The sequence below is a fragment of the Lentzea alba genome, assembly GCF_011067745.1.
GTDB classification, from domain to species: Bacteria; Actinomycetota; Actinomycetes; order Mycobacteriales; family Pseudonocardiaceae; genus Lentzea; species Lentzea alba.
Map to the genome: position 1 here is coordinate 26780 of NZ_JAAMPJ010000002.1, position 10237 is coordinate 37016.

Consider the following 10237-nt stretch of genomic DNA (forward strand, 5'->3'; position numbering starts at 1 on the left):
ACCCCGCCGCACGTGCTGCAGCGCGCCGCCGCCCCCGCCGAGTTCGCCGAGCCGGCCCAGAAGATCCGCTTCGGCGAGCGCGAGCTCGGCATGAAGATCAGCGGCATCCGGCTCGGCCGCCAGCGTCCGATCAAACTCGGCCAGAGCCAGTACGACGTCGCCACGATCTCCGCGCCGGACAAGGCACTGCTGGAGGTGCGGGTCGAGGCCGTCGGCAACCTCCCGGACACCGCCGGTGGCCTGCTGACCAAGGACCTGATCACCGTCAAACTTCCGGACGGCTCGACCGCTCCGCAGGTCGGCGCCCGCTACGACGGCGGCCCGCTGCCGTTCGCGGTCGTGGTCGAGATCCCCGCGGACACACGCTCGGTCACGGTCGGCATGGAGTCCGGGGCGCTGGAACTGCCCCGACTGGGCACGACGGCGATCTCGCCCCTCGACTCGCGCATCACCCTCGCCCTGGAGTTCTGAGCGAGCATGGCGGCTAGCAGCAGCCAGCCGAGGATCACCAGGACCAGGCCGCTCCAGCCCCACTCCTCGTACGCGGTGCTGCCGGACGTGCCACCGACGCTGCTGCCCACGTAGAACCCGCAGAGATACAGACCGGACGCGTGGCCACGGGCATGTTCCGGCGTGCGCGCGGCGACCCAGCCACTCGCCGTGGCGTGCGCCGCGAAGAACCCGGCGGTGACGATCGCCAGTCCGAGCGGCACCCACAGCAGACTCGCCAGCGCACCGAGGGCCAGCACACCGATGCACAGCAGCAGCACGCGACCACGGCCGTGCCGGTCGGCCAGCCTGCCCGCGAACGCCGCCGACGTGCTGCCGAACCCGTAGAAGAGGAACACCAGCGTCTCCAGCCATGCCGGACCGGTGAGCTGGAAGCCCGCGACGTTGTAGAACGAGATGAACGACCCCACGAGCAGCACGGCCACCGCGTACAGCGAGAGCAGCACCGGGTCCGTCAAGGCCGCCTTCATGCCGCGCGGCGCCCGCTTCGGCCGGCCGTGCGCCCTGGGCAGGAAGAACACCACCACCAGTGCCGCGACCAGTCCGAACACGCCGGCGAGCAGCACCGAGCCACGCCATCCCAGCCAGTCCGCGGTCATGCCGGTGACCATCCGGCCGGACATGCCGCCCAGGCTGTTCCCGGCGATCATCGCGCCCACCGCGGCGCCGAGCCGCCTGCTGTCCAGCTCGTCCGCGAGGTAGGCCATCGACGCCGCGGGCACCCCGGCCGCCGCGATCCCCTGCAGCACGCGCAGCAGCAGGAACAGCTCGTAGTTCGGCGCGAACGGCAGCACGAGCCCCAGCAACGCCGCCGTCAGCACGCTGACCACGATCACCGCCCGGCGCCCGGTCCGTTCGGACAGCATCGCGATCGGCACGACCGCCGCCGCCAGCGCGAGGGTCGCTGCGGAGAGCGCGAGCGACGCACCGCTGGGCCCCAGCCCGTACTCCTGGGCGATCTGCGGCATGACCGGCTGCGGCGTGTAAAGCAGCGCGAAGCACGCGAAGCCCGAGGCGGCGATGGACGCGGTCAACCTGTTCACGCATTCGACGCTAAGCCATACGTCCAATACGGAAATGAGTCAGAATCAATTCGTGGATGAATTGGAGCTGGCCCCGAAGCTGGCAGTGCTGAAAGCGCTTGCCGCCGACGAACACGTGACTCGTGTCGCAGAACGCGTCGGGCTTCCCCAGCCGACGGTCAGCCGCTGGCTCGGCGAGCTCGGTGAGCAACTCGGTGCGCCGATCATCACGAGGAGCGGCAGGAGGGTCCGGCTCACCCGCGCCGGCCGGCTGCTCGCCGACGCCGCCGCCCGGTCGCTGGCCGCGCTCGAACCCGGCCTGCGCGAGGTCGAGGAGGAGCTGGATCCGGAGAAGGGCCGGGTGGTGCTGGGGTTTCTGCACATGCTCGGCCGGTCCGTCGTACCGGAACTGGTCCGCGGGTTCCGCGTCGAGCACCCGCACGTCCGGTTCGGGCTGATCCAGAACGCCCGCCAGACGCTGGTCGACAAGCTCCTCGACGGCGAGATCGACCTCGCCCTGATCGCTCCGCCGCCCGACGGTCCCGAGTTCGCCTCCGCCGTCCTGTTCGAACAGGAACTGATCGTCGTCGTGCCCTCGACGCACCGGCTGGCGTCGCGCAAGGCCGTGCGGCTCGGGGAACTCGCCCACGAGGAGTTCATCGTCCTGGAACACGGCTACGGGCTGCGGCAGATCACCGACGACCTGTGCGAGGCCGCCGGGTTCACGCCGAAGATCGCTTTCGAGGGCCAGGAGACCGAGACGGTGCGCGGTCTGGTGGCAGCAGGACTCGGCGTCGCCCTGCTGCCCCACCCGGAGTTCACCCCGCCGGCGGGAGTGCGTGAACTACCGCTGACCCCGCGCATCGGTCGCGCGTTCGGGCTGGCATGGCTGAAGAACCACCCGCTGCCGCCCGCCGTCCGCGCCTTCCGCGAGCACGCCCTGAAAACTCACGAACGCCAGCGCTGAGTGCTCGACCACGTCCGCAGGTACGACTCGGCGCCGCCCAGCATGTCCTGGACGAGCTGGTCACCGCCGAGCTGACGGACCTTCTCGACCCAGTCCGGCAGCAGACCGACGTGCGCGCCGCCGTCGACGTTGATGTCCCAGACGCGCTCGCCGGTGCGCTGCCGGTCGACCAGCGGACCGTCCGGGTAGCTGCGGAACGGGTAGGTCACGCCGGTCTGCGGTGCCGGGTGCGAGCCCACGCCGTTGTAGTCGGAGCCGAACCCGATGGCCACGTCGTACTTGCGCCGCAACGGTTCGTACGCGGCAGCCTGCGCGACGTAGGTACCGGGGTCGTTCTCGTAACCCGCCACGAAGCCGCCGAGCTGGTAGACCTTCTCGGTCCACTGCGCGTCCATCCAGCTGTGGCTGGAGACGATGCCGGGGTAGTTCTTCTGCGCGGCCAGCTCCAGCGTGCGACCGGCGGCCTTCACGCTCATGTGGTCGATCTCGATCATCATGTGCCGCTTCATCATGCCCTGCACCGCGTACTCGCCGAGCGACGTCAGACCGCGCACGTTGCACCGCTTCGCCGGGTCGTACTGCGGCGCGACGGCACTCGCCGGGATCAGCGCGTTCGGGCCGACGGTGCCGATCGGGTTGTCCTGCTGCGGGCCCTTGCACACCTCGGTCTGCCACCACTGGCCGGTGCGCAGGAACTGGCCCGCGTTGATCACGCCGCCCTGCGTGCCCGAGTCGAACCGGACACCGCACAGCGCGTTGTCGAACTTGTGGCACAGGAACGCGCTGCGCACCCCGAGCGCGTACATCTCGTCGAGGCCGCGGTCGATGCTGTCCTTGTTGCACAACGGGATGTCGAGGAACGTCCGGCAGCCGAACAGCTCAGAGGTCTCGATGCCCAGCACCACGGCGAGCTTGCCCTGCGTGACCACGTCGCGGGCCTGCTCGGCGGACGTGACGATGCGGAACCAGCCCTTGCCGGGCCCGCCGAACATCTTGTCGATGAACGCCTGCAGCTCGTAGGTGCGCTGGGCCTGCAGCCGGACCGACGCCATCTCGTCGCAGGACCGGTCCTTGAACGGGTGGATGATGCACAGCGTGGCGTTGCTGGTGAGGTCCTGGACCAGCACGCGCTGACCGCCGCGCCACGCCCGTTCCAGCCAGGCGTAGTAGTTCTGCTGGTGCGAGACCGTGGTGTAGGACGGCCAGTCCTTGAACGTCGGCCAGCCCACCGGGTCGTGGCCGTCGAAGTCGCCCGTCACGATCGCCTCGAAGATCGCGCCCAGGCCCGCCGGGTGGTGCTCGGGACAGTCCTTGAGCGCGTCCGCCACGCCCTTCTCGGAGAACGCCGCGCCGCAGATCAGCCGGCCGCCGAACCCCTCGTTGGTCATGAGGTGGTTGTGCGCGTCGACGAACCCGCGCACCCGGCCCTGGCCGTCCGTGCCCTTGAAGGGCTCACCGGTGACGTTGATCTGCGAGTCCGGCGCCGGCCGCGCCACTGGTTCCCACCAGGGCGTGGCGGCCGACGCGGGGGTGAGCGCCGCCAGGACCAGCGAGACGGCGAGAGCCAGGCGGAGTAACACGAGGTGCTCCTCTACAACGTTGTGAAGGAGCTCACATCATGCCGTGGAACGTCGCCGTCTCGTATGGCCGATCGTAGGTAATCCAGGGCCTAACGCGAATATTTTTCGGCCAGTTCGACCAGCGTGCGCGCGCCGAAGCCCGTGGCACCCGCGACGACCTCGTCGTAGACCTTCTCCGACCGTGCGGGCCCCGCGATGTCGAGGTGCGCCCACGGCACGTCACCGACGAACTTCTGCAGGAACAGCGCCGCCGCGATGCCGCCGGGGCCGGACGGGCACTGCTTGTAGTCCGCGATCTCACTGCTGACGGCGGCAACGTGCTCCTCCAGCAACGGCATCCGCCACCACTTCTCGCCGACCTTCGCGCCCGCGTCGATCACGTTGGCCGAGATCTCGTCGGACGCGGTGAACACGGCACCCGTGCGCAGCCCGAGCGAGATCTTCATCGCACCGGTCAGCGTGGCGACGTCCACGATCAGGTCCGGCTTGAGGTTCTTCACCGCGTACGCCATGGCGTCGGCCAGGACCATGCGGCCCTCGGCGTCGGTGTTCTGCACCTCGGTGGTCGCGCCGCCGTAGTGCCGCACGACGTCGCCCGGCCGGTACGCCGCGCCGCCCACATGGTTCTCCGCGCACGGCACGAGCCCGGTCACGCGGACCGGCAGCCCACGCCTGGCCACGGCCAGCAGCGCGGAGATCACCGCGCCGCCGCCCGCCATGTCGGTGCGCATGAGGTGCATGCCGTCGGCGGGCTTGATCGAGATGCCGCCGGTGTCGAACGTGATGCCCTTGCCGACGAAGACCAGGTGCGGGCCGGTGGTGCCGTACGTCAGCTCCAGCAACCGCGGCGGGCGCGCCGATCCGCCCCCGACCGCCAGCACGCCGCCGAAGCCCTGCTGCGCCAGCCACTTCTCGTCGCGCACGACGGCGGACAGCCCGTCCTGCTTCTCCGCGAGCTTGGCGGCCGTGGTGGCGAGCCAGCGCGGGTCCTTGACGTTGGAGGGCGTGTTCGCGAGATCACGGGCCAGCGAGGTGGCCGTGGCGAGCGCGTGGGCCTTCAGCGCGGCCGAGGTCAGCACCTCGTCGAAGCCGGTGTCGCCGGTGACGAGCCGGAGTGACCCGACGCGCTTGGGGCCGTCCTCACCGGTGACCTTGAAGCGGTAGCCGCCGAGCGCCGCGCCCAGCACGAACGCGCGCATCTTCTCGGCGTCGAAGTCCGGGGTCAGCAGGACGTCGGCGGACTTGGGCGCGTCGTCCCCGCTCAGCGCCCGCACGAGTGACGCACCCGCCGTGCGGTAGTCGCTCAGCGAACCGGTGCCGACACCGAGCGTCCAGGCGTCGTCGTGGCGCACCGTCTCGCCGGCTTTGCCGGTCAGCTCGGACGCGTCGATGCCGTCGCCACCCGGTCCCAGCGCCGGTCCGGTGGCCGCGAGCACGACCGCCGGCGTGTTGCGACGTGCGGCGGTGGCCACCTCCACGTCGACGAGCTTGGTCGGCACTGACGGAACCGTCGACGCCACGACTTGACCTCCCCTGTGCATTAACGACCGTTCATTCTGACTCAAGGCAGAACGAAGCGATGCCCCGGTCTCCACTGTGGAAACCGGGGCTCACGTGCTTCTCGCCGGGATGCCTCTCAGCCGGCGGCGGCCTTCAGCGCGTCGCCCAAGGCGCTGGCCTCGTCCGCCGACATCTCGACGACAAGGCGCCCACCACCCTCGAGCGGCACGCGCATGACGATGCCGCGTCCCTCCTTGGTGACCTCGAGGGGACCGTCGCCGGTCCGGGGCTTCATGGCCGCCATCGCGTGCTCCCTCCGTCAACATCTTCCCCGTCCGGCCAGGCCGGATCTGCCCCATTCTCCCCTATCGCGACTCAGGGGCGAAACCGAACCGATCTTTTGGCGAGTTCGGGTGATAGTTGTGGATCTTGATTTGTGCCTGTTAACTACCCGTTTTCACGACAAGGCAACACTTTCGGCACGGACGGACCGGCGGGGCACGCTCTCGGGCGCGGCGTGACAGACTGGGCAGGGTGCGAGCCCGTTCCGCGCTCTTCGACGTCTACGGCGGCCACCTGCGCGAACGAGGTGGTGCCGCCACCATCGCCGCCCTCGTCCGGCTGCTCGAACCCCTGGGATTCGCGGCGCCGGCCGTGCGCACGGCTGTTTCACGCACGGTCCGGCAGGGCTGGCTGCACCCCGTGCGCCTGCCCGACGGACCGGGCTACGCGATGACACCTCGCGGGGAACGAAGGCTCGACGAGGCCGCCGCCCGCATCTACCGCACCGGGCCGTCCACGTGGGACGGTCGCTGGCACGTGGTGGTGCTGGAGGAGATGCCGGGCCGCGACTCGCGCGACCACCTGGCGTCGGAGCTGCAACTGCTCGGCTACGGCGCGCTCGGCCCTGTGACGTGGATCGCGCCGCGTCCGTCGCCGGAGCTGACCGACGTGCTGGCCGCGGAGCAGGTTCTCGCACGAACTTTTCACGGTTCACACGACGGCGCGGACGCGGAACTGGCCGCGAAGGCCTGGGACCTGGCCGAACTGGGCCGCGACTACGCCGCGTTCGTCGCGCAGTGGCGGGCGGCCGTGTCCGTTGTGGACGAAACAGACGACGCCGCGGCGTTCGCGGCGTCACAGCAGCTGCTGCACGCGTGGCGGAAGTTCCTGTTCCGCGATCCCGGTCTTCCTGCTGAACTGTTGCCACCGGACTGGCCGGGGCACGCGGCAGCGTCGTTCTTCGACGAACAGACACTGCGGCTGGCGCCGGGCACGAGTCGTTTCGTCGACGAGTGCCTGCGGCCGGTTCGCAACGTTTCCACTGCTTGATGGAGGTCCAGTGTCCGAGCTCCTCGTCGACGACGCCGATGGTGTGCGCACGTTCACGTTCAACCGCCCCGAGTCGTTCAACGCCTTCACCATCGCGCTGAAGGAGTCGTTCCTCGACGCGCTGAAGGAGGCCGCGGCCGACGCCTCGGTGCGCGCGGTGGTGATCACGGGTGCGGGCAGGGCGTTCTGCGCGGGTCAGGACCTCAAGGAGCACATCGGCTTGCTGCAGGCCGGTGATCCCGCGCCGCTGCACACCGTGGAGAAGCACTACAACCCGATCGTGCGCGAGCTGATCGGCATGCCGAAGCCGGTGATCGCCGCGGTCAACGGCAGCGCGGCCGGTGCGGGCGCGTCCCTCGCGTACGCCTCGGACCTGCGCATCGCGGGCAAGTCGGCGAAGTTCCTGATGGCGTTCGCGAACGTGGGCCTGACCGCGGACTCCGGCGCGTCGTGGACGTTGCCGCGGCTGATCGGCCACGGCCGCGCGATGGAGATGATGCTGCTCGCCCAGCCGGTCGGCGCCGAGGAGGCGTTGCGGGTCGGCATGGTCAACCAGGTCGTGCCGGACGAGGAACTGCAGGAGACCGCGCACCTTCTCGCGGCCAAGCTCGCCGCCGGACCGACCACGGCGTACGCGAAGATCAAGGAAGCGCTGGCTGCCGCGGCGGACGGGACGTTGGAAGACGCGCTGGAGGCCGAGCGCCGCACCCAGGCCGACTGCGGCGCGACCGAGGATCACCGCGAGGCCGTCGACGCGTTCGTGAACAAGAGGGCGCCGAAGTTCATCGGCCGCTGACGCCGCGCGGGTGTGATAGCGGGCTCGTCGGGCCTCACGGTGGCCCGATGGGCACCCGTGCCCGACTTGGCTCGCTGGATCACCTTTCCGTTGTGGACGAAGAAGTGCTGGAACTCATTGGTTCCTGTCTGGATGATCGCTGGTGGCTCCTGATGCACGGCGGCTGTGGGCAGCGGACATCCGAAGTGCCCGAGGGAGCTTCCCCGTCGCCATTTCTCGTCGGCTTCCACTTGGCTTCCACCAGAAAGCCGAGGGTGACGTCAGCCCGCCACAGCGCGACGTGAACGACCAGCATCGGCTCTAATCGCGGTCAGCCCTGAAACACGTGGCGATGTGGTCGTCGACCATCCCGGTGGCCTGCATCAGCGCGTAACACGTGGTGGGGCCGAGGAACTTGAAGCCGCGGCGCTTCAGTTCCTTGGCCATCGCCTTGGACTCGTCCGTGATCGCCGGCACGTCCGCGATCGTGGCGGGCCTCTTCCGTTCGGCAGGCGCGAACGACCACAGCAGAGCGTCCAGGTCGACGTCGGTCTCGACGATCGTGCGGGCGTTGTGGATGGTCGCGTCGATCTTCATCCGGTTCCGGACGATCCCCGCGTCGGCCATCAGCCGTTCCACGTCGGCCGGCCCGAACTCCGCCACCAACTTCGGGTCGAAGTCGAGGAAAGCCGCGCGGAACGCGGGCCGCTTGCGCAGGATCGTGATCCACGACAGCCCGGATTGGAACGCCTCCAACGACATCCGCTCGTACAGGGCGTTCGTGCCGTGCAGCTCCACGCCCCACTCGGTGTCGTGGTAGTCGGCGTAGTCCGGGGTCGAGTCACCCCACGGGCAGCGCGAGATCACCGGTACTCCTCGGCGAAACGGGCGAACCGCTGCAACGACCGGCGCAGCATCAGCACGAAGAGCGGTTTCACCAACGGGTAGAAGAACGGCACGTCGAGGCGTTCCGTCCACACGAAACGACTGCCCTTGACCGCGAACACGCCCGTGCCGCGAACCACCTTGCCGAGGTGCTCGACCTCGACGGCGTGCGGCGGGTCCCAGCGCGTGATCCGCATGCGGTCGCTGACGCCGAACGTGACCGCGTCGATCTCGCTGCCGACCGACTCCCCGTCCCCGGCGACGACCCGGACACGAGTGCCGAAGACCCACTCGCCCTGGCGTTCCCAGTCGGTCATCGCCTTGAAGATCGTCGCGGGCGGCGCCGCCACCTGCACGGACAGCTCAAGCTCGGTCACTGCTCTCCAGCTCCTCGACGCGTGCCCGCAGCTCCCCGACCTCGGTCGCCAGACGTTGCAGCACCCAGTCGACCTCGCTCATCTTGTAGCCGCGGAACACCTGCTGGAACTTCAGCTCGCGGACGTCGTCCGCGGTGATGGTGTCGGACGGCAGCCGCGTCGGCGAGGCACCGGGCGGCAGCGGCGCGAGCTCCTCGCCGCGCCCGAACACCAACGCCGCGAGCAGGAACACCACTGCCGCGACGGCCACCATCACGATCAGGTAGATCAGGGCGTTGGTCACCCGACGATCGTGGCACAGCTCAGACAGCGGCGAGCGAGCAGTCCGAGTCGAATGATCACGGTCCAGCTGATCAGGCTCGCGATGCTCATGGGCAACGACTGCATCAGCCTGCTCACGTCCAGGTGCGCGGTGGCCACGAGGATCGCGACGTTGCCCAGCAGCACCACGCCGACGGCCAGGAGCGCGATCGCCGCGGCGAGCTTGGCCAGCAGCTTCGTGTCGTACTTGCGGGCCAGGATCCGGCCGAGCACCAACGCCACGAGCGCGACCCCGGACGCGACACCGCTGGTCAGGTCGTTGGCCTTGGCGATGAACAGGTACCAGGACGGCGGCGGCGTGCCGAAGTCCTGCCACGGCCCGATGAGCAGCATCCGGCCGTACTCCCACGCCATGTGCATCAACGGCAGGATGATCGCCAGCCAGATGAGCGTCCTCGTGCCGTACGCGACGGCCAGCTCGGCCTGGTACTCGTTCGCGATCTCCTTGACCGGCCCGAACTCCTCGACCGCCTTCTTCCTGGCCTCGGTTTCGGTGAGGCCCTGTTCCAGGTGCGCCTCGGTGGCGTCCTCGAGACTGTCGCGGGTCTCGGTGATGAGGTCGCGAACCTGCTTCTTCGAGCCCTGGAGCCGTGATCCGAGGTCGGTCACGTACCTGTCGATCACGTCTGTGCCCACTTGCCACCACCTCCCAGCACCCCGTCGATGACCGTCGTGAACTCGCGCCAGGCGTTGCGCTCGGCGTGCAGCGCCTTCTGCCCGGTCGGCGTCAGCTTGTAGGTGCGGCGTTTGCGGCCGCCGACCGTGCTCCAGTCGCTGGTGACGTGCCCGGCGCGTTCCAGCCTGCGCAGCGCGGGGTAGACCGTGCCCGTCGGGAGGTCCAGCGCGCCCCCGCTGTGCTGCTGCAACGCCTCGATGATCGCGTAACCGTGCAGCTGCTTGCCGTCGAGCGTCGCCAGCAGCAACGCGTCGAGGTGTCCGCGCAGGGCGTCGGGCTTCATGAGTAGCGA

The 10237-nt window shown here is 69.5% G+C and carries 13 protein-coding genes; 4 read left to right on the forward strand and 9 right to left on the reverse strand.

Annotated elements, in window-relative coordinates:
- Window positions 1-308 precede the first annotated feature (308 nt).
- The gene (locus G7043_RS08355; RefSeq protein ID WP_166045027.1) at window positions 309-1553 is read right to left on the reverse strand and encodes an MFS transporter; all 1245 of its coding nucleotides are present in this window, start codon (window positions 1551-1553) and stop codon (window positions 309-311) included.
- A gap of 52 nt (window positions 1554-1605) precedes the next feature.
- Here G7043_RS08355 and G7043_RS08360 point away from each other — a divergent pair, with 52 nt between their 5' ends.
- Window positions 1606-2499: a LysR family transcriptional regulator gene (locus tag G7043_RS08360; protein WP_313887757.1), complete on the forward strand. Its 894-nt coding sequence runs from the start codon at window positions 1606-1608 to the stop codon at window positions 2497-2499.
- On the opposite strand, the gene G7043_RS49810 is transcribed toward G7043_RS08360, so the two are convergent.
- From G7043_RS49810 to G7043_RS08375, 3 genes are all read right to left on the reverse strand, one after another.
- The gene (locus tag G7043_RS49810) at window positions 2481-4079 is read right to left on the reverse strand and encodes a membrane dipeptidase (RefSeq protein ID WP_166045029.1); all 1599 of its coding nucleotides are present in this window, start codon (window positions 4077-4079) and stop codon (window positions 2481-2483) included. The two genes, G7043_RS08360 and G7043_RS49810, sit on opposite strands and share 19 nt — an antisense overlap.
- 89 nt (window positions 4080-4168) lie before the next feature.
- On the reverse strand, window positions 4169-5620 hold the full coding sequence (locus G7043_RS08370) for a leucyl aminopeptidase family protein (protein ID WP_207310893.1): 1452 nt from the start codon (window positions 5618-5620) through the stop codon (window positions 4169-4171).
- A gap of 95 nt (window positions 5621-5715) precedes the next feature.
- Window positions 5716-5883, reverse strand: coding sequence for a DUF3117 domain-containing protein (locus G7043_RS08375; RefSeq protein ID WP_065914675.1), 168 nt, complete (start codon window positions 5881-5883; stop codon window positions 5716-5718).
- Window positions 5884-6113: 230 nt separating this feature from the next.
- Between G7043_RS08375 and G7043_RS08380 the strand changes: the two genes are divergently transcribed.
- The 3 genes from G7043_RS08380 to G7043_RS08390 are packed head-to-tail and all read left to right on the forward strand — an operon-like array spanning window position 6114 to window position 7991.
- Window positions 6114-6911 carry a PaaX family transcriptional regulator gene (locus G7043_RS08380; protein ID WP_166045031.1) on the forward strand — a complete coding sequence of 266 codons (798 nt, stop codon included), beginning with the start codon at window positions 6114-6116 and terminating at the stop codon, window positions 6909-6911.
- A gap of 10 nt (window positions 6912-6921) precedes the next feature.
- The gene (locus tag G7043_RS08385) at window positions 6922-7707 is read left to right on the forward strand and encodes an enoyl-CoA hydratase-related protein (protein WP_166045032.1); all 786 of its coding nucleotides are present in this window, start codon (window positions 6922-6924) and stop codon (window positions 7705-7707) included.
- Window positions 7708-7754: 47 nt separating this feature from the next.
- Window positions 7755-7991 (forward strand): hypothetical protein, encoded by a 237-nt coding sequence (locus tag G7043_RS08390; protein WP_166045033.1) that lies wholly within the window; start codon window positions 7755-7757, stop codon window positions 7989-7991.
- A 16-nt stretch (window positions 7992-8007) separates the two neighbouring features.
- Here G7043_RS08390 and G7043_RS08395 read toward each other — a convergent pair whose 3' ends face one another.
- From G7043_RS08395 to G7043_RS08415, 5 genes are read right to left on the reverse strand one after another with little or no spacing between them, the layout of a single operon-like run.
- Window positions 8008-8550 (reverse strand): DNA-3-methyladenine glycosylase I, encoded by a 543-nt coding sequence (locus tag G7043_RS08395; RefSeq protein ID WP_166045681.1) that lies wholly within the window; start codon window positions 8548-8550, stop codon window positions 8008-8010.
- Window positions 8550-8948: an SRPBCC family protein gene (locus tag G7043_RS08400; protein ID WP_166045034.1), complete on the reverse strand. Its 399-nt coding sequence runs from the start codon at window positions 8946-8948 to the stop codon at window positions 8550-8552. The genes G7043_RS08395 and G7043_RS08400 overlap by 1 nt, the downstream gene beginning before the upstream one ends.
- Window positions 8935-9231, reverse strand: coding sequence for a DivIVA domain-containing protein (locus tag G7043_RS08405; RefSeq protein ID WP_166045035.1), 297 nt, complete (start codon window positions 9229-9231; stop codon window positions 8935-8937). The genes G7043_RS08400 and G7043_RS08405 overlap by 14 nt, the downstream gene beginning before the upstream one ends.
- On the reverse strand, window positions 9228-9905 hold the full coding sequence (locus G7043_RS08410) for a permease prefix domain 1-containing protein (RefSeq protein ID WP_166045036.1): 678 nt from the start codon (window positions 9903-9905) through the stop codon (window positions 9228-9230). The genes G7043_RS08405 and G7043_RS08410 overlap by 4 nt, the downstream gene beginning before the upstream one ends.
- Window positions 9890-10228 (reverse strand): PadR family transcriptional regulator, encoded by a 339-nt coding sequence (locus G7043_RS08415; RefSeq protein WP_166045037.1) that lies wholly within the window; start codon window positions 10226-10228, stop codon window positions 9890-9892. The genes G7043_RS08410 and G7043_RS08415 overlap by 16 nt, the downstream gene beginning before the upstream one ends.
- Window positions 10229-10237: the final 9 nt, after the last annotated feature.